This window comes from Arthrobacter sp. zg-Y919, assembly GCF_030142045.1.
Classification (GTDB): Bacteria; Actinomycetota; Actinomycetes; order Actinomycetales; family Micrococcaceae; genus Arthrobacter_B.
This window is the reverse complement of sequence record NZ_CP126242.1, coordinates 2,299,126-2,323,913: the sequence shown is the minus strand read 5'-3', so window position 1 is coordinate 2,323,913 and position 24,788 is coordinate 2,299,126. Positions and strand designations below refer to the sequence as shown.

General features: G+C 63.8%; 22 protein-coding genes. 11 read left to right on the top strand and 11 right to left on the bottom strand.

Annotation, left to right across the window (positions count from 1 at the left end; genetic code table 11):
- Window positions 1–664: 664 nt before the first annotated feature.
- Both QNO10_RS10860 and QNO10_RS10855 read right to left on the bottom strand, forming a co-directional pair.
- Window positions 665–2,767, bottom strand: coding sequence for a GmrSD restriction endonuclease domain-containing protein (locus tag QNO10_RS10860; RefSeq protein WP_229950255.1), 2,103 nt, complete (start codon window positions 2,765–2,767; stop codon window positions 665–667).
- A complete protein-coding gene (locus QNO10_RS10855; protein WP_229950264.1) occupies window positions 2,764–4,263 on the bottom strand; it encodes a DUF262 domain-containing protein in 1,500 nt (499 codons plus the stop codon). The genes QNO10_RS10860 and QNO10_RS10855 overlap by 4 nt, the downstream gene beginning before the upstream one ends.
- A gap of 426 nt (window positions 4,264–4,689) precedes the next feature.
- Between QNO10_RS10855 and QNO10_RS10850 the strand changes: the two genes are divergently transcribed.
- From QNO10_RS10850 to QNO10_RS10835, 4 genes are all read left to right on the top strand, one after another.
- Window positions 4,690–6,339, top strand: coding sequence for a peptide ABC transporter substrate-binding protein (locus QNO10_RS10850; RefSeq protein ID WP_229950266.1), 1,650 nt, complete (start codon window positions 4,690–4,692; stop codon window positions 6,337–6,339).
- 132 nt (window positions 6,340–6,471) lie between these two features.
- Entirely contained in the window at window positions 6,472–7,398 is a 927-nt protein-coding gene (locus QNO10_RS10845; RefSeq protein WP_229950269.1) for an ABC transporter permease, read from the top strand.
- A complete protein-coding gene (locus QNO10_RS10840) occupies window positions 7,391–8,344 on the top strand; it encodes an ABC transporter permease (protein ID WP_229950271.1) in 954 nt (317 codons plus the stop codon). The genes QNO10_RS10845 and QNO10_RS10840 overlap by 8 nt, the downstream gene beginning before the upstream one ends.
- On the top strand, window positions 8,341–10,035 hold the full coding sequence (locus tag QNO10_RS10835; RefSeq protein WP_229950274.1) for an ABC transporter ATP-binding protein: 1,695 nt from the start codon (window positions 8,341–8,343) through the stop codon (window positions 10,033–10,035). Before QNO10_RS10840 ends, QNO10_RS10835 begins: the two co-directional genes overlap by 4 nt.
- Here the strand turns inward: QNO10_RS10835 and QNO10_RS10830 are convergent.
- Window positions 10,032–10,163 carry a hypothetical protein gene (locus QNO10_RS10830; protein ID WP_284162215.1) on the bottom strand — a complete coding sequence of 44 codons (132 nt, stop codon included), beginning with the start codon at window positions 10,161–10,163 and terminating at the stop codon, window positions 10,032–10,034. The genes QNO10_RS10835 and QNO10_RS10830 overlap by 4 nt on opposite strands.
- 208 nt (window positions 10,164–10,371) lie before the next feature.
- Between QNO10_RS10830 and typA the strand changes: the two genes are divergently transcribed.
- Window positions 10,372–12,294, top strand: coding sequence for a translational GTPase TypA (gene typA, locus QNO10_RS10825; RefSeq protein ID WP_229950276.1), 1,923 nt, complete (start codon window positions 10,372–10,374; stop codon window positions 12,292–12,294).
- An 86-nt stretch (window positions 12,295–12,380) separates the two neighbouring features.
- The gene (locus QNO10_RS10820) at window positions 12,381–12,740 is read left to right on the top strand and encodes a hypothetical protein (RefSeq protein ID WP_229950278.1); all 360 of its coding nucleotides are present in this window, start codon (window positions 12,381–12,383) and stop codon (window positions 12,738–12,740) included.
- Between the two features lie 78 nt (window positions 12,741–12,818).
- Here the strand turns inward: QNO10_RS10820 and QNO10_RS10815 are convergent, their stop codons facing one another.
- Window positions 12,819–13,061 (bottom strand): putative acetyltransferase, encoded by a 243-nt coding sequence (locus QNO10_RS10815; RefSeq protein WP_229950281.1) that lies wholly within the window; start codon window positions 13,059–13,061, stop codon window positions 12,819–12,821.
- 139 nt (window positions 13,062–13,200) lie between these two features.
- Between QNO10_RS10815 and fdxA the strand changes: the two genes are divergently transcribed.
- The 3 genes from fdxA to QNO10_RS10800 all read left to right on the top strand — a co-directional run bounded on the left by fdxA (window position 13,201) and on the right by QNO10_RS10800 (window position 16,162).
- On the top strand, window positions 13,201–13,524 hold the full coding sequence (gene fdxA / locus QNO10_RS10810; RefSeq protein WP_229950282.1) for a ferredoxin: 324 nt from the start codon (window positions 13,201–13,203) through the stop codon (window positions 13,522–13,524).
- Window positions 13,521–14,684 carry a succinyldiaminopimelate transaminase gene (dapC, locus tag QNO10_RS10805; RefSeq protein ID WP_229950284.1) on the top strand — a complete coding sequence of 388 codons (1,164 nt, stop codon included), beginning with the start codon at window positions 13,521–13,523 and terminating at the stop codon, window positions 14,682–14,684. Before fdxA ends, dapC begins: the two co-directional genes overlap by 4 nt.
- A 185-nt stretch (window positions 14,685–14,869) precedes the next feature.
- Complete coding sequence (locus QNO10_RS10800; protein WP_229950287.1) at window positions 14,870–16,162, top strand: citrate synthase; 1,293 nt, start codon at window positions 14,870–14,872, stop codon at window positions 16,160–16,162.
- Between the two features lie 129 nt (window positions 16,163–16,291).
- On the opposite strand, the gene galE is transcribed toward QNO10_RS10800, so the two are convergent.
- The 3 genes from galE to dapD all read right to left on the bottom strand — a co-directional run bounded on the left by galE (window position 16,292) and on the right by dapD (window position 19,224).
- Complete coding sequence (galE, locus tag QNO10_RS10795) at window positions 16,292–17,308, bottom strand: UDP-glucose 4-epimerase GalE (protein ID WP_229950289.1); 1,017 nt, start codon at window positions 17,306–17,308, stop codon at window positions 16,292–16,294.
- A 62-nt stretch (window positions 17,309–17,370) separates the two neighbouring features.
- A complete protein-coding gene (locus tag QNO10_RS10790; RefSeq protein WP_229950291.1) occupies window positions 17,371–18,240 on the bottom strand; it encodes a VldE C-terminal domain-containing protein in 870 nt (289 codons plus the stop codon).
- Window positions 18,241–18,252: 12 nt separating this feature from the next.
- The gene (gene dapD / locus QNO10_RS10785) at window positions 18,253–19,224 is read right to left on the bottom strand and encodes a 2,3,4,5-tetrahydropyridine-2,6-dicarboxylate N-succinyltransferase (protein ID WP_229950292.1); all 972 of its coding nucleotides are present in this window, start codon (window positions 19,222–19,224) and stop codon (window positions 18,253–18,255) included.
- 30 nt (window positions 19,225–19,254) lie between these two features.
- Between dapD and dapE the strand changes: the two genes are divergently transcribed.
- On the top strand, window positions 19,255–20,349 hold the full coding sequence (gene dapE, locus QNO10_RS10780) for a succinyl-diaminopimelate desuccinylase (protein ID WP_229950294.1): 1,095 nt from the start codon (window positions 19,255–19,257) through the stop codon (window positions 20,347–20,349).
- An 81-nt stretch (window positions 20,350–20,430) separates the two neighbouring features.
- Here dapE and QNO10_RS10775 read toward each other — a convergent pair whose 3' ends face one another.
- The 4 genes from QNO10_RS10775 to QNO10_RS10760 all read right to left on the bottom strand — a co-directional run bounded on the left by QNO10_RS10775 (window position 20,431) and on the right by QNO10_RS10760 (window position 23,847).
- A complete protein-coding gene (locus tag QNO10_RS10775; RefSeq protein WP_229950295.1) occupies window positions 20,431–21,333 on the bottom strand; it encodes an amino acid ABC transporter permease in 903 nt (300 codons plus the stop codon).
- Window positions 21,330–22,007 (bottom strand): amino acid ABC transporter permease, encoded by a 678-nt coding sequence (locus QNO10_RS10770; protein WP_229950297.1) that lies wholly within the window; start codon window positions 22,005–22,007, stop codon window positions 21,330–21,332. The genes QNO10_RS10775 and QNO10_RS10770 overlap by 4 nt, the downstream gene beginning before the upstream one ends.
- Before the next feature lie 87 nt (window positions 22,008–22,094).
- Window positions 22,095–22,949: a glutamate ABC transporter substrate-binding protein gene (locus tag QNO10_RS10765; protein ID WP_229950298.1), complete on the bottom strand. Its 855-nt coding sequence runs from the start codon at window positions 22,947–22,949 to the stop codon at window positions 22,095–22,097.
- Window positions 22,950–23,067: 118 nt separating this feature from the next.
- The gene (locus QNO10_RS10760; RefSeq protein WP_229950300.1) at window positions 23,068–23,847 is read right to left on the bottom strand and encodes an amino acid ABC transporter ATP-binding protein; all 780 of its coding nucleotides are present in this window, start codon (window positions 23,845–23,847) and stop codon (window positions 23,068–23,070) included.
- Between the two features lie 154 nt (window positions 23,848–24,001).
- Between QNO10_RS10760 and QNO10_RS10755 the strand changes: the two genes are divergently transcribed.
- The gene (locus QNO10_RS10755) at window positions 24,002–24,766 is read left to right on the top strand and encodes an LOG family protein (RefSeq protein WP_229950302.1); all 765 of its coding nucleotides are present in this window, start codon (window positions 24,002–24,004) and stop codon (window positions 24,764–24,766) included.
- The last annotated feature ends 22 nt before the right edge of the window (window positions 24,767–24,788 follow it).

Below are 24,788 nucleotides of genomic sequence, written 5' to 3'. Positions count from 1 at the left end.
GAACGTCGTGGAGTTTTGGTCTAACCTCTAGGTTTCAACCAATTGGTTGAGGAAGGCCCGGGGTGCTTATGGCATCCCGGGCCTTCCTTTCTTCGTTCTTCCGTGACGGTGATGGCTCCCGCCTCGGTGGGGGCACGAGGTGCGCTAGCCTGAGCGGCATGGAACGTAGAGACGTGGATAACGCCGCGACGCTCATGACCTTGCTGCATCATGGAAAAGCGCCCCTCAACGCTCCGTCCGCTGCTGCCGGGGTGGAACATGCTGCAGGTCAACGCCCCTTCACGGGAACAGATGGAGACGGTAGCACCGATGCTGGTCTGTTCCGGCCTTGCTGAGGTCGATTCATCCTGGGGGGTGCTACTCACGGAGCAGGGCGGACAGCTCAGAAAGTGCGTAAAAGGTAGTCAGGGGATGCGTATGATTCCCGGGGCAATCAGCGATCTGCTGGCAGGATGCGAGTTGAGCCGTGCACCGCTGACCCTGCCACAGGAGCTCTTTGATGCTGCGCGCAAGGACTATTACGATGCGGCCCACCGCAGGGCTGAGCGTGAGGCTAAGCGCCGATCGCGACGTCGCTGGTGGTGGCCCGACCCGTCCCGGCCGCGTTCAGAGAAGCCGTAGGGCTATGGGTGAAGCCGTGGAGCATGTGTAGGTCCGCTGGAGATTAGACTCCGCGGTCCTTCGAGTGCCCGACAACATTTTCCAGCACTCGCTCCATCGCGTCGCCATGCTTCATTATTTGATTCTCTCCCCACCCCGTTTCTACTCGGGTAAGGTCAGCCATCAGCTGGAATTTGAGGCTCTGGCCCGTGGAAGCAAATTCCTCCGCCTTTGCCTTCGGCATGAGGTTGTTACGGCGTGAGTTCTCCGATCGAGACATGATGCACAGGTTTCCAAAGCGATCGCCGAGCGCGCCTTCCAGAGGCCGATGCCCTTGCTCCGCAGCAGGGGTCGCAGGGTAGAAGTGCTCCACAGAAGTCCGGTATCGGAACCGGAACGCTGGAGCAGCGCTTACCAATGCGGCAACGTCTTCAGTGCCGAGGAGCCGTCCGGCGTCTTCGGCGCCGGGAACGGACGCAAGCCGCCACAGCTCGTAGTCGAGCAGATTGAACAAGAAGTTCGGCACATGCGTGCCTTGGTGAAGCACAGCTGTGAAGTTCAAGGCGTGCAATCGCTCACAGGCTGAGGACTCCAGTTGTTGTGCGAAAGCCTCGCCGTTCACCCGCGACGGATCGTCCTGGCGATGTAGCCACTGAAGCGCCTGGAAGAGGAAGTACTTCGATGCCCTCCGGGAGTCGGTGACCTGAAACATCGCCTGCAGCATGAGCACTCTGCGTTGCAATGGCTCCTGGCCGTCGTCATCCCTGAAAGTGCCCCGAGCGCTGAGCTGGTTCGTCCCCTTCTCTGACTTGTACTTATGAGCGCGACGGAGGACCCAGTTCTCTTCGTCATCGCCGGCGGTGGTCCTTTGGGTTCGTATCACGTACGTGTCCATCAAATAGCGGGTCTTCAGCAGCAGCTGAGCGAACTCGCGCACCCACGCCTCATCCATGGATGGCTTCGCCCGCTCAAACTCTGCCAGGAGATACTTGTCCTCCAGACGGACGAACCCGGTACCCCTATCGTCCTCGCCCGCCCACGTGTGGGTTTCCCGCTGTTGGATTTTCAGTACATGTAGGAGCAGGTTTGGGAAATCGATGATGGCACCGTAGCTGCTTGGATCGTCCTCGTCGGCGTGGTCACTGGCACCAAACAGATGGTCGTCAGAGCGCAGATTGAGGACTTCAAAAAGATCGAGTAGATCATCGTTGCTGTCTTGCGGTAAAAGGCTGTTCATGGCAGTTCCAGACCCGCGCTGCTGCGAGAATTCTGCCAGCGTGTTGAAGAGCTCGGTTCCATTTCGGGGGATGAATTGTTCCCATTGGTCGCCAAAGATCCGGTCTCGCTTGGAGGGCGCGGCGTTGTCCCTTTTCGTCGGGAACTGCGTTTGAATGTGCCGGTCCAGCACCGCACAGGCGTCCCATACTTGGGAGAAGATGGTCTGTTCGGCTGGGTCCTTGAGGAACGAGATCAACCGTGACTTCAGAATCTCATGTTTTTCGAGCTGTTCACCCCGCGTGTTCATTACTTCGAAGTAGTGGTTCAGGTCCGTTCCGTGAGGCAGCTCGGTACGCAAAACTTTCACGTGATCGAGCATGTACTCGAGGTCGTCAGCGCTGAACACTGCTTCGGGAATGTCCGCAGTGGTGTCATTCGTGGGGCCGCTTCCCCTGGCGACGGCTTTGTCCACGAGTTCGGCGGCCTGCTTGATACCGTCCGTCGATAGCCTGTTGATGGCAGCGGCGCCATCGCGGGCTAGACGCTGCAGATCGGTATGAGCGCCGTCACGACCTTCAAAGCTGAGTTTCCCGTCGAGGGTATCCGCCCAGGCGGGACGGCCGTCCAAGTCGACGCCCGAGGCCACAGCCAGAACAATGAACAACGTGGTCAGCCGCTGCTGTCCGTCGACCACCTCATAGATCACGCGATCGTCAGACCTTACGGTGTTTACGACGAGCGAGCCGATGAAGTAGTCACGGATTTCCTCCCGGCCAGCACTCGCCACGCTGTTGATTCGGGCGTCCCGGATGTCGGCTAGGAGTGTCTGGACCTCTGCTGAGGTCCACGCGTAGGCGCGCTGATAAAGCGGCACGCGGTAGGACGGACCTTCGAAAATGTCTCGTATGCAGAGAGGGCGGAGCTGATCCTCGGCCATGGTGCTCGTCATGAATCTTGTTCCTTCGGCTCTGCTTGTTCGAAAGATGGCTTGAACAGGGCCTCCAAGGAGGGGGGAATCCTGTGGTCCTCTGCTATCTGAAAAGCGACACGGGATAGAACGACGTCGGGGCTCCGCGCCAGCGCAATTTCCGCGAACAAGTTCTCGTCCTCGCGCTGCACTAGGTCATGGATTAAACGGGCATGCTTGTCGACCGAGCGGGAGAGGACGCGTTGGAGATAGACACGCAGCAGGTAGACGTGCCTGGCAAGGACTAAGGCTGCCGCGTCCACTTGGTGCCATCCAAAACGGTCCAGGTACGCCATCAGGAAACAGTCAAAAAGCTCTCGGAGGTACCGGTTGCCGGTTCCGGTGGGTTGGGTATCGAGGATCCGCATGATTCCGGCGAGCTGGGGATCGCGCAGCTTTCCGGATTCCGGGGGAGGTTCGTAAGCCTTCTGGATCCCCGCGCGTCGAGCCTCCCGCACGTAGTGGTGCACCATCCGGAAGAACATCTCACCGTCGATGATGGGCTGAGTGAGCTGGAAAGGGAACTCCAGATGCTCGAGGACGCCATGGCGCAGGAGCGTTGAATTGTCTTGCGCGAACCTGTCGGTCATCGCGGTGGCAAGAAGCGTTGGCTGCGCCCACCGGAACCGAGAGTTGCCAAAGGCGCCGCCCCGGATGCCCTTGAAAAGATCCACATGGGCGGCGGAGAAGCCCTTGCGTGGCACAGGGCGATTGGCTGACCACTGCTTGATAGGGAAGAGGACACCTCCAATAAGGTGGTTGATTTCCTCCGGCGGGATGGACTCCCAACCTCGAACAACGGCCAGCATGGTTTCAGGGGAGGGGGCCGTCCGGCTGAACTCTCGTAGGTGGTATGCCTTGAGCAGGTCGGTGGGGAAGAGCGCACGCCCCCGCGTGTTCTGAGAGTCGAACATCTGGAAGGCGGAGTCCAGATCACGGACCTCAAGGACCACAACCGAACATTCTTTGAGGAAGAATTCGGTGAACTGCTCCACTTCCTGCGCACCCCACCGGGAAATGACCTGTTTCAGATGAGAGTAGTTCTGCCGGAGATTCTTCTCGCTGCGTCCGTCATTGCGTACAGGGATACGAGTGCGTTGGATGTTGCGTAGCTGCTCCCGTAGGGGAGGATCGATTTTGTCTGCGCTGGCTGCCAGTGCATGGATGATCAGTGCGAAGCTGAGATAGCGTTGCTGGCCGTCCACTATGTCCAGGATCCGAGCGCTATCAACCTTCGATGCCTCGTCCGCGGAAGGGTTGAGGATGAACGTGCCGATCCTGTAGTGGCCAGCTCTACGGAAGCGGACGATGTCATTTAGGAGTTGGTCCACATTCTTCACAGTCCAGCTATACGGGCGCTGATAAGAAGGAATGTGAAGTGTCATCTTCCCGAATATGTCCTCCACAGACCTGACTGCCGCTGTCAGCTGGTTGGCGGTTACCGCCGGGTCGGTCGCCAAGGATCCAGGTGAACTCATTGGGCCATACTTCCACAGACCCGTAGCCGCAGGCGGCTATGAAAAGCTCCGGAGGCGGCACCAGAAATGCACGCCCGCGGCGGAAGGTGCTGGGGACCCAAGTGCGGCAGCACTAACAAGGCGCGCGGCATAGCGCCGCCAGTCTGTCACCCGCACCGCGAATGTGACATGCCGTTGCATGTATTACGCACTGCGGTTACCAAATCGTTACCGAGGCCCATCCGGTGACGAAAATGCACGTGAGGGGCCGATTTTCCTGGCGGCAGGGCGCCCCACCCGCCTCCGGAAAGAGTGCTGCCTCACAGTTTGTTACCTGGAGGCAACAATGTGGGCTTATGCTTTTGGCTTTGTGAGTCGGTTCACCATTTGGCAGAGCCGCAACGCCGGCGTCATCAACGCCGGCACCGAACAGAACTAGGAGGCGGAATGCGCGTCACACGCACTTCCAAAATGCTGAGCGTAGCGGCCCTCGCCGCACTTACGCTGAGCGCCTGCGGTGGGGGATCCGACGAATCGGCCGAAGGCTCGAATGAGGGCGAAGGTAACTCCACCGCCATCATCACGGCCAACGGCACCGAGCCCCAGAACCCGCTGATGCCCGTAAACACCAACGAAGTTGGTGGCGGACGCATCATGGACCTGCTCTTCGAAGGCCTCGTCAGCTACGACGCTGACGGCAACACGGTCAACGAGCTCGCGGAATCCATCGAGACCGAAGATTCCCAGACCTACACCATCAAGGTGAAGGCCGACCAGAAGTTCACGAACGGCGAGGCCATCACGGCCAAGTCCTTCGTTGATGCCTGGAACTTCGGTGCAGCCGCGAAGAATGCCCAGCTGAACTCGTACTTCTTCGAGAGCATCGAAGGCTACGACGTGGTCAGCGCCGAAGGCGCCACGGAAGAGACCATGACCGGTCTGACCGTTGTGGATGACAGCACCTTCACGGTCAAGCTCAGCCAGCCCGAGTCCGACTTCCCGCAGCGTCTTGGCTACACGGCCTTCTTCCCGCTGCCCGCCGAGGCCCTTGTGGACCCGGCCGCATTCGGTGAGAACCCGATCGGCAACGGTCCGTACATGCTCGACGGCGAGGGCGCCTGGCAGCACGAGGTCCAGATCGATCTGGTTGCCAACCCGGATTACACCGGTACCCGTGTCCCGCAGAACGGTGGAGTGACCTTCAAGTTCTACTCCTCCTTCGATGCAGCCTACGCAGACCTGCAGTCCAACAACCTGGACATCCTGGACACCATGCCCACCGCCGCCTTGAAGACCTTCAAGACCGACCTGGGTGAAGGCCGCTACTCCGAGAAGGCGTACGCCGGTAACCAGACCATCACCATCCCCGGCTACCTGCCGGAGTTCTCCGGTGAAGCCGGCGAGCTCCGCCGCCAGGCGATCTCCATGGCCATCGACCGGGAGGAAATCACCGACGTCGTGTTCTCGGGTTCCCGCGAACCGGCCACCGAGTTCACCGCTCCGGTGATCGAGGGCTACAGCGACAGCGTCCCCGGCAACGAGGTGCTCGAGTTCAACCCCGAGAAGGCCAAGGAACTCTGGGAAGAAGCCGAAAAGGTTTCCCCCTGGCCCGCCGACAAGCCCTTCACCATCGGCTACAACGCCGACGCCAACCACAAGGAGTGGATTGACGCCGTCGCCAACGGTCTGAAGAACAACCTGGGCATCCAGGCTGAAGGCAAGCCCTACGCAACGTTCAAGGAACTGCGCGCAGATGCTTCGGCCAAGACCCTGACCGGCGCCATCCGCACCGGCTGGCAGGCTGACTACCCGTCGCTGAACAACTTCCTCGGCCCGCTGTACGGCACCGGGGCAGGTTCCAACGACGGCGAGTACTCGAGCGAAGAGTTCGACAACCTCCTCAGCGAAGGCCTCTCTGCTTCTTCTCCCGAAGAAGGAGCCGAGATCTTCAACAAGGCCCAGGAAGTCCTGCTGAAGGATCTTCCCGTCCTCCCGCTGTGGTACCAGGTGGCACAGTCCGGCTGGAGCGAAAACGTGGACAACGTTGAGACCGGCTGGAACGGCGTTCCGGTTTACTACAACGTCACGGCCAAGTAGCAGTATCTAGACCGACCGATCCGGGGCCCGGCCAGATGGCCGGGCCCCGGCTTGTTCGGGTTCTATACCAAGAACAGGCATACAAAAAATGCGAGATAAGAATCCCCCACAGCTGGCAGGAGGCCACCCCTAATGGCCGGCTACGTCATCCGACGCTTCCTCCAAATGATCCCCGTTTTCTTCGGGGCCACCTTCCTCGTTTACTTCCTCGTATTCTCCCTGCCGGGAGACCCCATCGCCGCGCTCTTCGGCGACAAGCCGGTTAATGAGGCCGTCGCCGCGCAGCTGCGCGACCAGTACAACCTGGACGAGCCCTTCATTGTCCAGTACCTGCTCTACCTGAAGAACCTGGTCACCTTTGACCTCGGCGTCGACTTCTCCGGACGCGAGGTTTCGGCCGTCCTGGCCCAGGCCTTCCCGGTCACCATGCGCCTTGCCGTCCTGGCCCTGGTTTTTGAAGCCGTCTTCGGTATTGCCTTCGGCCTTATCGCCGGCCTGAAGAAGGGCAAGACCTTCGACAGCACGGTGCTGGTTGTTTCCCTGATCGTGATCGCCATCCCGGTGTTCGTGCTTGGCTTCCTGCTCCAGTTCCTGGTGGGCGTCAAACTCCAATGGACGTCTCCCACCGTCGGCGGCGACGCCGGATTTACGGACCTGATCCTGCCGGCACTGGTGCTTGGCCTGGCGTCCTTCGCCTATGTACTGCGCCTCACGCGTACGTCGGTCATTGAAAACATGAACGCCGACTACGTCCGCACCGCCACCGCCAAGGGGCTTTCCCGGCCCCGCGTGGTCACCGTGCACATCCTGCGCAACTCCCTGATTCCCGTGGTGACCTTCCTCGGAGCGGACCTGGGTGCGCTGATGGGCGGCGCCATCGTCACCGAAGGCATCTTCAACGTCCCCGGAGTGGGGCAGCGACTTTACCAGTCCGTCGTCAGGGGAGAGGGGCCGACGATCGTTTCGATCGTGAGCGTTCTCGTCTTCGTTTACGTGATCGCCAACCTGCTCGTCGACCTCCTGTACGCCTGGCTTGATCCGAGGATCCGTTATGCATAAAGACACCACACACATCGAGCACTACGTTGCTCCGCTGGAGGAGACCCCTCTGGCCGAGACCGACAGTGTCAAGGAAGATGTCCAGCCGCTGAGCCTCTGGGGGGAGGCCTGGCGGAACCTGCGCACGCAGCCGCTGTTCATCATCTCCGCACTGCTGATCCTGCTGATCCTGACGGTGGCGGCCTTCCCCGGCCTGTTCACCAGCGCCTCGCCGGACGAAGGGTGCATGCTCTCCAACTCCGACGGCGGCCCCGCACCCGGGCACCCGCTCGGCTACACCTTCCAGGGCTGCGATGTCTACGCACGGGTCATCTACGGAACCCGCGCCTCGCTGATGGTAGGCGTGCTGACCACGCTCGCCGTCGTGATCATCGGCGGCGTCCTGGGTGCCCTCGCCGGTTACTACGGCGGCTGGCTCGATGCAGTGCTCGCCCGCATCGGTGACATCTTCTTCGCCCTGCCGCTGATCCTCGGCGCCATCATCATCATGCAGCTGCCCGCCTTCCGGGAGAACCGCACCGTCCTGACGGTGGTGTTCACCCTGCTGATCTTCGGCTGGCCGCAGGTTGCGCGCATTACGCGCGGTGCCGTGCTCTCGGTGCGGAACGCAGACTTCGTGGTCGCTTCGCGCTCCCTGGGAGTCTCGAAGTTCTCCGCCCTGATGAAGCACGTTATCCCCAACTCCATGGCGCCGGTCATCGTGATCGCCACCATTTCGCTGGGCACTTTCATCGTGGCGGAAGCAACGCTGTCCTTCCTGGGCATTGGCCTGCCGCCCAGCATCATGTCCTGGGGCAACGACATTTCAGCGGCCCAGACGTCGCTGCGGTCCAACCCCTCGACCCTGCTCTGGCCCGCCGCAGCACTGTCCCTTACCGTGCTGAGCTTCATCATGCTCGGTGACGCTGTCCGTGATGCACTTGATCCGAAGGCGCGCAAACGATGACCATCAATACAGAAAACAAGGCCGCGCAGCCGCTGCTGGAAATCCGTGACCTCGCAATCACTTTTGCCACGGCCAACGGCGACGTAGAGGCCGTCAAGAATGCGCACCTGACCGTCATGCCCGGGGAAACCGTGGCAATTGTCGGGGAATCCGGGTCCGGAAAGTCGACCACCGCGTTGGCTGCCATCGGCCTGCTGTCCGGCAACGGACGGGTCAGCGCCGGCCAGATCCTGTTCGACGGCGAGGATATTTCCCACGCCAGCGAGAAGCGGATCCAGGAACTGCGCGGCAACTCAATCGGCATGGTTCCGCAGGATCCGATGTCCAACCTGAACCCGGTCTGGAAGATCGGGTTCCAGGTCAAGGAGACCCTGCGGGCCAACGGCCTGCCGCACGCTCCGGCGGACGTCACCAAGGTGCTGGAACAGGCCGGACTGCCGGACGCGGAACGCCGTGCCAAGCAGTACCCGCACGAATTCTCCGGCGGCATGCGCCAGCGGGCGCTTATCGCCATCGGCCTGTCCTGCCGGCCGCGCCTGCTGATCGCGGATGAGCCGACGTCGGCCCTGGACGTCACCGTCCAGCGGCAGATCCTGGACCATCTCGATACGCTGACCGACGAACTCGGCACAGCGGTCCTCCTGATCACCCACGACCTCGGCCTCGCTGCCGAACGTGCCCAGAAGGTAGTGGTGATGTACAAGGGACGCGTGGTGGAATCCGGGCCCGCCCTGGAGATCCTCACCAACCCGCGCCACCCGTACACGCGCAAGCTCGTGGAATCAGCGCCGTCGCTTGCGTCAAAGCGCATCGACTCCGCCAAGCACCTGGGCCTGGAGAGCGCGGATCTGCTGACCTCCGAGGACGATGCGAAGCTGAAGGCAGCGGACAACGTTATTGAGGTCAAGGACCTGATCAAGGTCTTCAAGCTCCGCAGCGGGCTGGGCCGGTCCACGGATTTCACCGCCGTGGACAACGTCTCGTTCAACATCAAGCGCGGCACCACCACCGCCGTGGTGGGGGAGTCCGGCTCGGGCAAGTCCACCGTGGCGCGTATGGTGCTGAACCTGGAAACGCCCACCAGCGGTTCCATCCTGTACAACGGCGTCGACATGACAACGTTGAACAGCAAGCGGCTGTTCGAATTCCGCCGCCGGGTCCAGCCGATCTTCCAGGACCCGTACGGCTCGCTGGATCCCATGTACAACATCTTCCGCACCATTGAAGAACCCCTGCGGGTGCATAAGATCGGTACGGCCAAGAGCCGCGAGGCCAAGGTGCGCGAGCTCCTGGACCAGGTGGCCCTGCCCTCCTCGGTGATGCGCCGGTTCCCGAACGAGCTTTCCGGCGGCCAGCGCCAGCGCGTCGCCATCGCCCGGGCACTGGCACTGGATCCCGAGGTGGTGATCTGTGACGAAGCGGTATCGGCCCTGGACGTGCTCGTGCAGGCGCAGATCCTGAACCTGCTGGCGGACCTGCAGTCGGAGCTGGGATTGAGCTACCTGTTCATTACCCATGACCTTGCTGTGGTCCGGCAGATCGCGGACTTCGTCTGCGTTATGGAGAAGGGCAAGCTGGTGGAAACCGGCACCACCGACGAGGTGTTCGACGCACCGAAGCAGGCCTACACGCAGGCCCTGCTGGCAGCCATCCCCGGATCCCGGCTGGAACTGCCGCCGGAAGTTGCCTAACCGCTGAACAGCACCGCGATGAAGGCGGGGAACCGGGTCCGGTTCCCCGCCTTCACTGTGTCCGGCGCGGGAACCTCTGCACCGCCGGTGCAGGGTCCGTACACCCCGGCGCCGGGCGTGCTGTGCATCGTTCCTGCGGGCCGCATTAGGGATCGTATGGTATTGCGACTAGAATGTTAGCGTGCCCGCTGACGGCGGGGCCTTCGGTGGATTCTGACTGGTGATTGAGCAAGCGATTGAATCAGCATTCGTACAGAACAGCCGGAAAACGCCGGTACCAATCCGGCCGAAAAAGATACACCCCGAACTGATCTCCTATGAATTGAGTCCTCACGCATGTCAGAAACCAACACGGCTGTAAATACCGCAGTACGAAGCGATCTCCGCAACGTTGCGATTGTGGCCCACGTTGACCACGGTAAGACGACCCTCGTCGACGCCATGCTGAAGCAGACAAACTCGTTTGCCGCCCACGGTGACGTGGAAGACCGCGTGATGGACTCCGGTGACCTGGAGCGCGAAAAGGGCATCACCATCCTGGCCAAGAACACCACCGTGTTCTACAACGGTCCGGCTGCCAAGGGTGAAACCATCACCATCAACGTCATCGACACCCCCGGCCACGCCGACTTCGGCGGCGAGGTCGAGCGCGGCCTGTCCATGGTCGACGGCGTTGTCCTCCTCGTGGACGCATCCGAGGGCCCGCTGCCGCAGACCCGTTTCGTGCTGCGCAAGGCGCTGGCCGCGAAGCTGCCGGTAGTCCTTCTGGTCAACAAGACCGACCGTCCCGATGCCCGGATCGACGAAGTTGTCAGCGAGTCCATGGACCTGCTGCTCGGCCTCGCCTCCGACCTCGCCGACGAAGTTCCGGACCTTGACCTTGACCTGATCCTGAACGTTCCCGTTGTGTACGCCGCCGCCCGCGTCGGTGCCGCTTCCCTGGAACAGCCGGCCGACGGCGACGCTCCCGCGAATGACAACCTGGAACCGCTGTTCCAGACGATCCTCGAGCACATCCCCGCCCCCACGTACGATCCCGAAGGTGTCCTTCAGGCGCACGTCACCAACCTGGATGCCTCCCCGTTCCTCGGCCGCCTGGCCCTGCTGCGTATCTTCAACGGCACCCTGCGCAAGGGCCAGACCGTTGCCTGGGCCCGCCACGACGGCACCATGAAGACCGTCAAGATCACCGAACTGCTGGCCACCAAGGCACTGGACCGGGTTCCGACCGAATCCGCCGGACCGGGCGAGATCGTTGCCGTCGCCGGTATCGAGGACATCACCATTGGTGAGACCCTGACCGACGTCGACAACCCCAAGCCGCTGCCGCTGATCACCGTGGATGATCCTGCGATCTCCATGACCATCGGTATCAACACCTCGCCGCTGGCCGGCCGGGTCAAGGGCGCCAAGGTCACCGCCCGCCAGGTCAAGGACCGCCTCGACAAGGAACTGATCGGCAACGTGTCGCTGAAGGTTCTTCCGACCGAGCGTCCGGATGCCTGGGAAGTCCAGGGCCGCGGCGAGCTCGCGCTGGCCATTCTCGTGGAGCAGATGCGCCGCGAAGGCTTCGAGCTGACTGTCGGCAAGCCGCAGGTGGTCACCAAGATCGTTGACGGCAAGGTCAACGAGCCGATGGAGCACATGACCATCGACGTACCCGAGGAATACCTGGGTGCGGTCACGCAGCTGATGGCCGTCCGCAAGGGCCGCATGGTCAACATGGCCAACCACGGCACCGGCTGGGTCCGCATGGAATTCATCGTTCCCGCCCGCGGCCTGATCGGCTTCCGCACCAAGTTCCTCACGGAAACCCACGGCGCCGGCATCTCCTCGTCCATCGCCGAGGGCTACGAGCCCTGGGCCGGTCCGATCGAGTACCGCACCAACGGTTCGCTGATCTCCGACCGCTCCGGCGTCGTCACCCCGTTCGCCATGATCAAGCTGCAGGAACGCGGTTCCTTCTTCGTGGAGCCCACCTCCGAGGTCTACGAAGGCATGATCGTCGGCGAGAACTCCCGCGCCGATGACATGGACGTGAACATCACGAAGGAAAAGCAGCTCACCAACATGCGTGCTGCGTCCTCGGACACCTTCGAGAACCTCACCCCGCCGCGGAAGCTCACCCTGGAAGAGTCGCTTGAATTCGCCCGTGAGGACGAATGCGTCGAGGTCACCCCGGAAGCGATCCGCATCCGCAAGCTGGTCCTGAACGCCAACGACCGGGCCAAGGCCAACCGCGCCCGCGCCAAGGCCTAGTCATTTCCACTTCGGCTGAATCCGGCAAGAGGTCCCCGCGCTGGCGGGGGCCTCTTGCCGCCGTTGCCGGCGGACTCCTCGCGGCGGTGCTGGGTACGTCCCTGCACGGCCACGTGGTCTACGCCGGCGATAACGGGCTGCCGGTCGGTGCCCTGTTGGCAGTGGTGTTCAGCAGTGCCGTGGCGCTGCTGGTCGGGCTGTGGCAGCGCAGCGCGTTGCTGAGTGCCGCGACCGGCGTCATCACCTACCTGCTGCTGGGGCTTTTCTCCCTGGACCTCGTCAGCGAGGTTCCGCTGATCGTGACCGGTTCCTCTGCGGAGGAACAGCCTCCGGTGGTTACCGCGGGGGTGGTGTGGCTTTTCGGCCAGGCCGTCGCCACGGTCATCGCTGTGCTGGTCTGTGCACGGGTGCTGGGCCGCGACCGCGCAGGCGGGACCGCAGCCTAGGCGCCGCAGAACCCAAAAAGCATGTAGGAAGGCCGCTGGAACATTGTTCCGGCGGCCTTTGTCATGGGATCTTCAGGGTCAGAGCGCACGCGTCCGGGCAGCCCGGCGAGGGGGAGCGGGCGGTACGGTCTTGGCGGCCGTCACCAGGGGGTAGGGAATGACGACGTCGCCGCGCCGGGTGGATACGGTGCACTCGTCGGCCCCGATGCTGCTGAGCGTGCCGAGCGCATCGGTCAGGCCGCCTTCGATGCGGTATCGCACCACCACGCGCACCCCGGGCTGCAGGCCGCGCAGCACGGCGGCTGGTTCGGAGGAGGTCATGCTCCCATCCTATGGCGGGGCCGTAGTCACGGGGACGCTCCGGCTGGGAGATAATGGACAAGGCTACTAACGTGGAACCAACACCCAGCGACCCGCCGTCCTACCGGCCGACGGTCCGCAGATCAGGAAGGCAAGGGACGTGACGTACGTAATTGCGCAGCCGTGCGTGGATGTAAAAGACAAGGCATGTATTGAAGAGTGCCCCGTGGACTGCATCTATGAAGGCGAACGCTCCCTCTACATCCACCCGGACGAATGCGTCGACTGCGGCGCCTGCGAACCCGTCTGCCCGGTGGAGGCCATTTATTACGAAGACGACACTCCCGAGGAATGGGCCGACTACTACAAGGCCAACGTTGAGTTCTTCGATGAGCTTGGCTCGCCGGGCGGTGCCGCCAAGGTAGGCAACACCCACATGGACCACCCGATCATTGCGGCCCTGCCGCCGCAGAACCAGGCATGAGCGTGGCGGCGTCCCGGGCTTTCGGGCTGGACCTGCCGGAATACCCCTGGGACGCCATGGCGCCATACCAGCGCCGGGCCGCGGAGCATCCCGGCGGTGCCGTGAACCTCTCCATCGGCACACCCGTGGACCCCACTCCCGCCGTCGTCCGTGAGGCACTGGCGGCGGCGTCGGACGCCCCGGGCTATCCCACCACGCACGGCACCGCAGATCTGCGTGCCGCCGTCGTGGAGTGGTTCGCCCGGCGCCGGAACGTCCCCGGACTCGATCCCGAGGCTGTGCTGCCCACCGTGGGCTCGAAGGAGCTCGTCGCGTGGCTGCCGCTGCTCCTGGGACTGGGGGAGGGCGACGTCGTCGTCCGTCCCGTGGTCGCCTACCCCACCTACGACATGGGCGCGGTATTTGCCGGCGCGACGGCGGTGGCCGCCGACCACCTCTCTGACCTGGACGAACAGACCCGTGCCCGTGTACGGCTGGTCTGGGTAAACTCCCCGGGCAACCCCACCGGAATCGTGCGCTCGGCCGAGCCGCTGCGTGCGCTCGTGGAAGAAGCGCGGGCAGTGGGCGCCGTGGTCGCCTCCGACGAATGCTATGCCGAACTCGGCTGGGGCCAGTGGGACCCTGCTGTAGGCGGAGAACCAGTCCCCAGCATCCTCGATCCGCGGGTCAGCGGCGGGAGCACCGACTCCCTGCTCGCGGTGTATTCGCTCAGCAAGCAATCGAACATGGCCGGTTACCGTGCCGCCTTCACCGCCGGCGATCCGGCGCTCATTGCCAACCTGGTCAACAGCCGCAAGCACGCCGGGATGATTGTGCCCGCACCGGTGCAGGCGGCCATGGCCGCAGCACTGCGCGATGATGTGCACGTGGCCGCACAGAAGGACCTCTACCGTTCCCGCCGGAACCGGCTGGTGCCGGCGCTCGAGGCGTTCGGACTGAAGATTGAACATTCCGAGGCCGGGCTGTACCTGTGGGCGAGTGCGGGAGAGGACACCTGGGCAACCGTGGCACGCTTCGCGGAACTGGGCATAGTGGTGGGGCCGGGTGTTTTCTACGGTGACGCAGGGGCTGGCTTTGTCCGGATCGCCCTGACCGGCACGGACGAGGGCGTCAATGCAGCCGCAGACCGCCTGCACGCAGCATCGGCCGCGCGGGAATAGTATTAGGCACTGCACCGGCATAACGCGGCAGCCCATGTTGCGCTTGTACAACAGTACCCGCCCCGATTAGTGGTAAGGGCACTGAAACCGGTAGCGTTTTAGCGAAATAGTTTAGTGGAATGCACTATGTCCGCCGGAAGCGGATGTACATAGCGGCGGTTTCGAAAACTCCTAAAGGAGAATTAATGACTGAGCAACCAAGTGCCAAGCTCCAGTACGGGCCAAACCCGGAAGATGAGCTTGTACTGCCCCGCGTTGCCGCAGCTGAGGGAAACAACGGTTACGACGTTTCCAAGCTGCTGAAGCAGACCGGCACCGTCACTTTTGACCCCGGCTTCATGAACACGGCGGCCACCACCTCCGCGATCACCTACATCGACGGCGACCAGGGCATCCTGCGCTACCGCGGCTATCCGATCGAGCAGCTGGCAAAGCACTCCAGCTTCCTCGAGACCTCCTACCTGCTGATCTACGGGGAACTGCCGACCCCCACCGAGCTGGAGAACTTCGACCAGCGGATCCGCCGCCACACCCTGCTCCACGAAGACCTCAAGGGCTTCTTCGGCGGATTCCCGCGCGATGCGCACCCGATGCCGGTGCTGTCCTCGGCAGTCAGCGCCCTCTCCACCTTCTACCAGGACTCCCTGGACCCGTTCGATGAGGAACAGGTGGAGCTCTCCACGGTCCGCCTCATGGCGAAGCTGCCCGTGATTGCTGCCTACGCGCACAAGAAGTCCATCGGCCAGCCGATGCTCTACCCGGACAACTCCATGAACCTGGTGGAGAACTTCATGCGTCTGTCCTTCGGCCTGCCGGCCGAGCCGTATGAAATCGATCCCGACCTGGTGAAGGCCCTGGACCTGCTGCTGATCCTGCACGCGGACCACGAGCAGAACTGCTCCACCTCCACTGTCCGCCTGGTGGGCAGCTCCAACGCCAACATGTTCGCGTCCGTCTCCGCCGGTATCAGCGCCCTCTTCGGCCCGCTCCACGGCGGTGCCAACGAAGCCGTGCTGAACATGCTGCGGGACATCCAGTCCACCGGCATGCAGCCGGAGGCGTTCATGGAGAAGGTCAAGAACAAGGAAGACGGCGTGAAGCTCATGGGCTTCGGGCACCGCGTCTACAAGAACTACGATCCGCGCGCCAAGATCGTCAAGGCCACCGCCCACGACATCCTCGCCAAGCTCGGCGGCAACGACGAGCTGCTGGATATCGCCATGCGCCTGGAAGAGAAGGCCCTGGCCGATGATTACTTCATCGAGCGCAAGCTGTACCCGAACGTGGACTTCTACACGGGCCTGATCTACAAGGCCATGGGCTTCCCCGAGAAGATGTTTACGGTGCTGTTCGCCATTGGCCGCCTGCCGGGCTGGATTGCCCAATGGCGCGAAATGATGCAGGATCCGCAGACGAAGATCGGCCGCCCGCGCCAGCTCTACACGGGTGCACCGGAGCGCAGCTACCCGCAGCGCTGATCCACTGCAAAAACACGCAAAAACATAAAAGACAGAAGGTCCCCGGAAAATTCCGGGGACCTTCTGTCTTTTCTTTACTGCCGGGCCTGTCTTTGCTGCCGGCGCCTGGCAGGGCCTGCAACGCGGAAATTATTCGGCGGCGTAACCCTCGGGGTTGTTTTTCTGCCAGCGCCAGTGGTCCTCGCACATGCTTTCCAGCGTGCGCTCGGCTCGCCAGCCCAGATCCGCGTGCGCTGCGGCGGGGTCGGCGTAGCTGACGGCTGCGTCGCCCGGACGCCGGGCGGCGAATTCGTACGGGATTTCCTTACCGGCTGCGGCGGAGAAGGCGGAGAGGACCTCCAGGACGGAGGAGCCGTTGCCGGTGCCCAGGTTCCAGCGGTGGACGCCCGGGGTTTCGCCCAGGAAGTTGAGGGCGGCCAGGTGGCCGGCGGCGAGGTCCACCACGTGGATGTAGTCGCGGACGCCGGTGCCGTCCGGCGTGGGGTAGTCGTTGCCGAAGACCATAACCTTCTCGCGGCGGCCGACGGCTACCTGCGCCACGAACGGCAGCAGGTTGTTCGGGGTGCCCGTGGGGTCCTCGCCGATACGGCCGGACTCGTGGGCGCCTGCGGGGTTGAAATAGCGCAGCAGGGCAACGTTCCACCGTTCGTCGGCGGCACCGAGGTCGCTGAGGATGTCCTCGATCTGCTCCTTGGTACGGCCGTACGGGTTCACGGCGTCCATGGGAGAGTCCTCGGTGAGGGGAACCTCCTCGGATGCCCCGTAGACGGTCGCCGAGGAACTGAAGACGATGGTCCGGACGTCATGCCGGTCCATGGCGTGCAGCAGGTTGATGGTGCCGACCACGTTGTTGGAGTAGTAGTACAGCGGTTTCGCCACGGATTCGCCCACGGCCTTCAGCCCGGCGAAGTGGATGACGGCGTCGATGGGCCGGCTGTCGAAGACCGCCTCCAGCGCGGCCTCGTCCAGCAGGTCCGCCTTGATGAACTCGGCCTTGCGGCCGGTCAGCTCCTGGACACGCCGGAGTGACTCTTCGCTGGAGTTCAGGAGGTTGTCCACAACCACCACGTCGTGGCCCGCTTCGAGCAGGGCCAGCGTGGTGTGGGATCCGATATAACCGGTGCCACCGGTGACTAGAATGCGCATGCTTCTAAGCCTAAACGCTTGCCCGGCGGCATCCGCGGTGGAAGGCCGCTGGGTCGGCCCGATTATTCCGCGGGGAGGGTAAACGCGGTGACGGCAACCTGCCCGGCGACGGCCTCCGATTCCTCCCAGACAGCGCTGCCCTGATGCCAGGTCCGCCCCTCGTAGGCCACCGACTCGATGCCAAGCGCCTTGGCATTGGCGACAAACCACTGCGCAATGGACCAGCCGTAGGCGCCCTCGACGTCGGCCAGGTACAGCGGGCCCAGGACGGAACCGTTGAGGGGCCCGTAGACTTCCTCGACGGCCGCAGCGCTCTGCGCGGGGTCTGCGGTGGCAGTCGGGGTGTGCAGGGTGCAGGACAGGGCGGCGGGGGTCTGCCCGGTCAGGGCGGACGCGAAGGCCCGGGCAGGGCCTTCGTGTTTGGCGTAGGCGTCCGGGAAGGCGCTGCGCTGGACGGTCTGGGCCGCCTCCGTGATCGGGAGGTCCAGGTAGCCGGGCACCTTCTCAAGCCCGTTGTAGAACGCATTTGCGGCGTACACCGGGTCCATGATCTGTTCCTGGCTGCCCCAGCCCTGGGAGGGGCGCTGCTGGAAGAGCCCGCGGGAGTCCGGGCCGGCGTCGTCACCGTAATCCACGTTGCGCAGTCCAGATTCCTGCAGGGCGGTGGCCAGGGCTATCGAGACGGCGCGCGGCGGCAGCCCGCGGGCCACCGCCACGCCGGAAATAGTCGAGGCGTGCGCGGCCTGCTCGAGCGTCAGCCGGTATTCCGCGCCGCCGACGACAGCGATGCAGCGTTCGGCAATCACCGGCGCCTGCTTCCTGCCCGAGAGCGCGGACGCCGCGAACAACGCGGCGAACGCGGCGAGGCACAGCACCAGCAGCAGGACCAGCACGCGGAAGCTGCGGGTCTCATGCTGCTGGAGCAGTTGCATCGGACCGGCCCGCTAGTTCGCGTGCAGCGCGGAGTTCAGCTCCACGGTGCGTCCGTTGCGGGGGAGTGCCTCTACGGCACCGGTGGTGGAGTTACGGCGGAACAGGAGGTTCGGCACGCCGGAGAGTTCAGCGGCCTTCACCAGCCGCGGCTCGCCGCCGTCCTGCACTGACACCCGGGTGCCGGAGGTGACGTACAGGCCGGCCTCGACCACACTGTCGTCACCGATGCTGATGCCGACGCCGGAGTTGGCGCCCAGGAGCACGCGTTCACCCAGCGTGATTTTTTCCTTGCCGCCGCCGGAAAGGGTGCCCATGATGGAGGCGCCGCCGCCGACGTCGGTCCCATCGCCCACCACTACGCCGGCGGAAATGCGTCCTTCGACCATCGAGGTGCCGAGGGTGCCGGCATTGAAGTTCACGAAGCCTTCGTGCATCACCGTGGTGCCTTCGGCCAGGTGGGCTCCCAGCCGGACCCGGCCGGCGTCGGCAATCCGCACACCGGAGGGCAGGACGTAGTCGGTCATGCGCGGGAACTTGTCCACGCCGAAGACGGTCACGGGGCCGCGGCTGCGCAGCCGCAGGCGGACAGCCTCGAAGTCGGCGACAGCGCACGGGCCGTAGTTGGTCCAGACGACGTTGGGCAGGGCGGCGAAAATGCCGTCCAGATTGATGCTGTTCGGCTGCACCAGGCGGCTGGAGAGCAGGTGCAGGCGCAGGTAGGCGTCGGCGGTATCCGACGGGGCGGCGTCCAGGTCCACCTGGACGGACAGCACCTCGCCGTGCGTGCCGCGGATGCCGTCGGCCATGGCAGCGGCCGCGGCTTCAAGGTCGGCCTGCAGGGCCGGGTCGGAAGCGGAGGCGCCCATCAGGGGGCGCGGGAACCAGGTATCCAGCACAACACCGTCGGAAGTGACGGTGGCCAGGCCAAGGCCCGAGGCGGTGCGGATGGTTTCAGCGGGGGTGGGGGCAGCGCTTGAAGTCATGGGCCCCAGTCTACCGAGCGGTACTGTGGGATGGTGACTTCTGCAGCCTTGCCATCCTTGGACCTTGCCGGTGATGTGGCGGACCTGACGGCCGCCCTGATGGACTACGAGAGCGTCTCCGGAAACGAAACCGCCCTCGCCGACGCCGTTGAAACCGCCCTGCGCGCCTACCCGCACCTTGAGGTGTCCCGGGACGGGGACTCCGTGGTGGCCAGGACCCGGCTCGGGCGGGCCGAGCGGGTCATCCTCGCCGGGCACCTGGATACCGTGCCGCTGCCGACGGTGCCCGGCTCGCGCGGAACCGTGCCGTCGTCGTGGGACGGGGAGATCCTGTACGGCCGCGGCGCCACCGATATGAAGGGCGGCGTGGCGGTCCAGCTGGCGCTGGCGGCTTCCCTTACCGACCCCGCCCGGGACGTCACCTACATTTTCTACGACCACGAAGAAGTGGAGGCCTCGCTCAGCGGACTCGGCCGGCTGGCCGAAAGCCACCCGGACTGGCTGAAGGCGGACTTCGCAGTCCTCCTGGAACCCACCAACGGCACGGTCGAGGGCGGCTGCAACGGCACCATGCGCTTCCATGCCACCACTACCGGCAGGGCGGCGCACTCGGCCCGGGCCTGGATGGGGGAGAACGCCATCCACGCAGCCGCGGAGATCCTGGTACGGCTGCGCGACCATTCACCGGCCACGGTTTCCGTGGAGGGACTGGACTTCCGCGAATCCCTGAACGCCGTGCGGATCTGGGGCGGGAGCGCCGGCAACGTGATCCCGGACGCGGCCACGGTGGAAATCAACTACCGCTTTGCCCCGGACAAGGGCATCGAGGAGGCCGACGCCTACGTCCGCGAACTGCTGGCAGGGTTCGACGTCGTCCGCACGGACGCCGCCGCCGGAGCCCGGCCGGGGCTGAACCTCCCGGCCGCCGCGTCGTTCGTGGCCGCGGTGGGTGCCGAGCCCAAGCCGAAATACGGCTGGACCGACGTCGCCCGGTTCAGTGAACTGGGGATCCCGGCAGTGAACTTCGGTCCCGGGGATGCCCTGCTCGCGCACACCGATAACGAGCACGTCCGCGCGGACGCCATCCGGGACTGCCTCGCGGCACTGCGTGCCTGGCTGGGCTAGGACCGCGGGCAGGAAAAGAGCACAAAGGAGGGGACCGGCAGTGCCGGTCCCCTCCTTTTGTGTCTTGTGTCCGGGTGGGGGCTAGTTGGCCGCACCCTTTGCCGGTGCCGTAGCCGGTACCGGAGTAACGCCTTCGGGTTCGAGGGTTTCCTCAATCTTCAGCACCTTGCCCGCGCGGGCGCCCAGGCGCCGGGAGAGGCGTCCGGCAGCGAAGGTGAGCAGCCAGTTGAGGGCGATGAAGATTGCCGCGGTAATCAGCAGGGCGGGCAGGATGTTGCCTTCACCCGCCGCCAGGCGCCGGGCGTAGTCCAGCAGCTCGGTGTAGCCGATGAAGGTGCCCAGGGCGGAGTCCTTGAGGATCACCACGAACTGGCTCAGCAGTGCCGGCAGCATGGCAACCAGGGCCTGCGGCATCTCGATGCTGCGCAGCGACTGTCCGGGGGTGAGGCCAATGGCGAGGCCTGCCTCGCGCTGGCCCTTCGGCAGCCCGTAGACGCCGGAGCGTACCAACTCGGCAATCACCGAACCGTTGTAGAGCGTCAGGGCAATGACCACCGCCACGAAGGGAACCTGTGCCGGTTCCACCGAAGTGTTCTTCGAGAGGAACTGGTAGAAGAACACCATCATCAGCAGGACGGGAACGGCGCGGAAGAATTCCACGACGATCCCGCAGACCCAGCTGACCGGCTTGAAGCTGGACAACCGGCCAATGCCGAAGAGAAGGCCGAAAACAATCGACGTCACCACGGCAACGGCGGCGGCCTTCAGCGTGGAAAGCAGGCCCGGAAGCAGGAAGAACTCCCACGTCCGCCATTCCAGGAAGGGGGTCCACTTTGCCGCGTCGAACTGGCCCTTGTCCGCGAGCCCGGAGACAGCCGTCCAGAGCAGGGCGGCAATCAGCAGCACGCCCAGGACATTGCCGATCCTGATGTTCCGGCGGGCCTTGGGACCGGGAGCATCAAACAGGACATTCTGCGCGCTCATCGTGCGACCGCCAGTTTCTTCGAAGCCCAGGTGGTGAGCAGGCCGATGGGGATGACGATGATGACGTAGCCAATCGCAAAGGTGAGGAAGATCTGCGTCATCAGGTTGGGGGAGAACTCAATCATTGTCTTCATCACGCTGGAGGTTTCCAGGGCAACACCGGCAGTGGCAGCCACGGTGGTGTTCTTCACCAGGGCAATCAGCACGTTGCCCATCGGGGCGATGGCTCCGCGGAAGGCCTGCGGCATGATGATCAGGCCGGCGGCCGGCAGGAAGCCCAGTCCGATGGCACGCGCGGCTTCAGCCTGTCCCAGCGGAACGGTGTTAACGCCGCTGCGGATGGCCTCGCAGAAGAACGCTGCGTGGTAAATGGTCAGGGACAGCACGGCCAGGCGGAAGAAGTTGGTGGTGAAGTCGCTCGAGAGGCTGACGTTCAGCTGCGACCACAGCGCAAGCGAACCGAACACCATGATGATGGTCAGCGGCGTGTTGCGGAAAATGTTGACATAGGCGGCACCGAACCACTGCAGGCTGGGGATCGGTGAGATCCGCATCAGTGCCAGCACGGTACCAAGTATCAGCGACCAGAGCGCCGCCCAGAACGCGAGCTGGATATTGACCCAGAAAGCGCCGACGACGTCGTACTGATCGAAGAGGGCAGTGAAACCCTCCATGTGTCACCTCTTTACGGTGGAAGAAAACCCGCAACGGGGAAGCCGGACCAGGATCCGGCTTCCCCGCGGGGGTGGAACGTTCAGGAACTAGGCGCAGGCGTCCGGCGTGGGCGGGTTCAGGTCTTCGTTGAACTTGTAGTCGGCGCCTTCAGTGTTCTTCTTGATGGCTTCCTCCCACGCACCCTCTTCGACCATCTTGGTGATGGCTGCGTTGACGTCCTCACACTTGACGAGGCCGCCTGCCTTCGGCAGGCCGACGCCGTACTTCTCCTCGGAGAAGGTGTTGCCGACAACCTTGAATTCGCCCTTGTTGGCGTCGGTGGACGCCAGGCCGGCGAGGATGATGTCGTCAGTGGTGACGGCGTCAATGGAGCCGCCCTGCATGGCGGTGACGCACTCGGCGTAGCTCGGCTGCTCCAGCAGGTTTACGCCTGCGGAGTAGTTGTCCTTGATCTTCTGCGCGGACGTGGAGCCGGTGACGGAGCAGAGGTTCTTGCCGTCCAGGTCATCGGGTCCGGTGATGTCGCTGTCGGCGGGAACCAGGAGGTCCTGGCCGGCCACGAAGTAGGGTCCTGCGAAAGCAACCTTTTCCTTGCGGGCGTCAGTGATGGAGTAGGTCGCGAAGATCATGTCCAGCTGGTCGTTCTCGAGCATGTTCTCGCGCTGGGCGGAGGGGCTGGAGATGAATTCGATCCGGTCCTCGGGGTAGCCCAGCTCGTTGGCGACGTACTTGGCGACGTCGACGTCGAAGCCGGAGTAGCTGCCACCCTCGTCGAAGCCCAGGCCCGGCTGGTCGAACTTGATGCCGATGCGGATCTGCTCGCCGGAGCCCTCGGTGCTGCCGGACTCGGAGCCGGCCTCATCGGAACCGCCGCCACAGGCGGACAGGGTCAGTGCTGCGGCGGCGGCGATGGCCGCTGCGGCGTAACGGGTCTTGCGCATGTTTTTCTCCTTGCATTGCGGTCCTCCGCGCAAAAGCGGAGGACCTAGCCTCATAAGGGTTGCCCCCAACTGGTGAAACCCCGGTACTGCTGGTGGAGCGTGTAGTGCTTGGAACGGTTTAGTGGGAGAGGATTTTGCCCAGGAAGTCCTTGGCGCGGTCGCTCTTCGGGTTCGTGAAGAATTCCTCGGGGGTGCCTTCCTCGACGATCTGTCCGTCGGCCATGAAGATCACCCGGTCTGCAGCCTTGCGGGCGAAGCCCATTTCGTGGGTAACCACGACCATGGTCATGCCGTCCTTCGCCAGACCGACCATGGTGTCCAGGACCTCGTTGATCATTTCCGGGTCCAGGGCGGAGGTGGGCTCGTCGAAGAGCATGACCTTGGGCTTCATGGCCAGCGCGCGGGCAATGGCCACACGCTGCTGCTGTCCGCCGGAGAGCTGTGCGGGGAGTTTGTTTGCCTGGTTGGCAACGCCCACGCGTTCGAGCAGCTCCATGGCCAGCTTCTTGGCTTCGGCCGGCTTGGACTTGCGGACCTTGACCGGACCCAGGGAGACGTTGTCCACGATGGACTTGTGGGCGAACAGGTTGAAGGACTGGAAGACCATGCCGACGTCGGCGCGCAGCTTGGCAAGCGCCTTGCCTTCCGACGGCAGGACGGCGCCGTCTACGGTGATTTCGCCGTCGTCGATGGTCTCGAGGCGGTTGATGGCACGGCACAGGGTTGACTTGCCGGACCCGGAGGGCCCGATCACCACCACTACCTCGCCGCGGGCAATATCGAGATTGATGTTCTGCAGGACATGGAGGTCCCCGAAATGCTTGTTCACGTTCTTCAGCGAAACAAGCGGTGCAGCGGATTCAGGCACGGATGTACCTGGGGATGTGTCACTGGTCATAAGGAAAATCTAACCATTGTTTATTGCCGGCGTGTGTCACGGGCCACCAGGGGCGGTAATTGTGACGTAAGCGCAACCTGTTCTGCGCAGTGCCGGCCGACGTCGCCGACCGCGTTGCCAGCGGCGCCATCACGGCTAGCCTAGAGGAATGCCTATGAGTGAAGACCCCCGTCCCACACCTTCTGATCTTCCGCGCAAGCGGGGGCCGGTGGAGCTGCGCCGGGGCGCGGCCCTGGCCCCCCAGTCGGACCGGTTCCTGCTGGATTCGTCCGACGGAACCCATTTCACCCACACCGACCCCTGGCGGGTGCTGCGGATCCAGAGCGAATTCGTGGAAGGTTTCGGCACCCTCTCCGAACTCGGGCCAGCCGTAAGCGTGTTCGGGTCCGCGCGGAGCGTTCCCGGCTCCCGGTACTACAAGCTTGGCGAAGAGGTGGGCAGGCTGCTGGCCGAGGCGGGCCTGGCAGTGATTACCGGCGGCGGGCCGGGTTCCATGGAAGCCGCGAACAAGGGGGCGGTGGGCGCCGACGGCCTGTCCGTGGGCCTTGGCATCGAGCTCCCCTTCGAGACGGGGCTGAACGAGTGGGTGGACCTGGGAGTTAATTTCCGGTACTTCTTCGTGCGCAAGACCATGTTCGTCAAGTACGCGCAGGGCTTCATAGTCCTGCCGGGCGGGTTCGGGACCCTGGATGAGCTCTTCGAGGCCATGACTCTGGTGCAGACGCAGAAGGTGACCTCGTTCCCGATCGTGCTGATCGGCACGGAGTTCTGGAATCCGCTGCTTGGCTGGATCAGGGAGACCCTGCTGGCCGAGGGGATGGTGGGCGAAGCCGACCTCAAGCTGCTGCACGTGGTGGACGACCCGGCCGACGCCGTGCGGCTGATGATTGCCGACAGTGCCGGACACGTTTCTCCCTGACCCCCGCCGCCACGGTCCGCAG

What these genes read in the sequence shown, in the direction of transcription:
- QNO10_RS10860 (WP_229950255.1), bottom strand. Translation starts at nt 2,767, where the DNA reads ATGACGAGCACCATGGCCGAGGATCAGCTCCGCCCTCTCTGCATACGA.
- QNO10_RS10855 (WP_229950264.1), bottom strand. Translation starts at nt 4,263, where the DNA reads ATGAGTTCACCTGGATCCTTGGCGACCGACCCGGCGGTAACCGCCAAC.
- QNO10_RS10850 (WP_229950266.1), top strand. Translation starts at nt 4,690, where the DNA reads ATGCGCGTCACACGCACTTCCAAAATGCTGAGCGTAGCGGCCCTCGCC.
- QNO10_RS10845 (WP_229950269.1), top strand. Translation starts at nt 6,472, where the DNA reads ATGGCCGGCTACGTCATCCGACGCTTCCTCCAAATGATCCCCGTTTTC.
- QNO10_RS10840 (WP_229950271.1), top strand. Translation starts at nt 7,391, where the DNA reads ATGCATAAAGACACCACACACATCGAGCACTACGTTGCTCCGCTGGAG.
- QNO10_RS10835 (WP_229950274.1), top strand. Translation starts at nt 8,341, where the DNA reads ATGACCATCAATACAGAAAACAAGGCCGCGCAGCCGCTGCTGGAAATC.
- QNO10_RS10830 (WP_284162215.1), bottom strand. Translation starts at nt 10,163, where the DNA reads ATGCACAGCACGCCCGGCGCCGGGGTGTACGGACCCTGCACCGGCGGT.
- typA (WP_229950276.1), top strand. Translation starts at nt 10,372, where the DNA reads ATGTCAGAAACCAACACGGCTGTAAATACCGCAGTACGAAGCGATCTC.
- QNO10_RS10815 (WP_229950281.1), bottom strand. Translation starts at nt 13,061, where the DNA reads ATGACCTCCTCCGAACCAGCCGCCGTGCTGCGCGGCCTGCAGCCCGGG.
- dapC (WP_229950284.1), top strand. Translation starts at nt 13,521, where the DNA reads ATGAGCGTGGCGGCGTCCCGGGCTTTCGGGCTGGACCTGCCGGAATAC.
- QNO10_RS10800 (WP_229950287.1), top strand. Translation starts at nt 14,870, where the DNA reads ATGACTGAGCAACCAAGTGCCAAGCTCCAGTACGGGCCAAACCCGGAA.
- galE (WP_229950289.1), bottom strand. Translation starts at nt 17,308, where the DNA reads ATGCGCATTCTAGTCACCGGTGGCACCGGTTATATCGGATCCCACACC.
- QNO10_RS10790 (WP_229950291.1), bottom strand. Translation starts at nt 18,240, where the DNA reads ATGCAACTGCTCCAGCAGCATGAGACCCGCAGCTTCCGCGTGCTGGTC.
- dapD (WP_229950292.1), bottom strand. Translation starts at nt 19,224, where the DNA reads ATGACTTCAAGCGCTGCCCCCACCCCCGCTGAAACCATCCGCACCGCC.
- dapE (WP_229950294.1), top strand. Translation starts at nt 19,255, where the DNA reads ATGGTGACTTCTGCAGCCTTGCCATCCTTGGACCTTGCCGGTGATGTG.
- QNO10_RS10775 (WP_229950295.1), bottom strand. Translation starts at nt 21,333, where the DNA reads ATGAGCGCGCAGAATGTCCTGTTTGATGCTCCCGGTCCCAAGGCCCGC.
- QNO10_RS10770 (WP_229950297.1), bottom strand. Translation starts at nt 22,007, where the DNA reads ATGGAGGGTTTCACTGCCCTCTTCGATCAGTACGACGTCGTCGGCGCT.
- QNO10_RS10765 (WP_229950298.1), bottom strand. Translation starts at nt 22,949, where the DNA reads ATGCGCAAGACCCGTTACGCCGCAGCGGCCATCGCCGCCGCCGCAGCA.
- QNO10_RS10760 (WP_229950300.1), bottom strand. Translation starts at nt 23,847, where the DNA reads ATGACCAGTGACACATCCCCAGGTACATCCGTGCCTGAATCCGCTGCA.
- QNO10_RS10755 (WP_229950302.1), top strand. Translation starts at nt 24,002, where the DNA reads ATGAGTGAAGACCCCCGTCCCACACCTTCTGATCTTCCGCGCAAGCGG.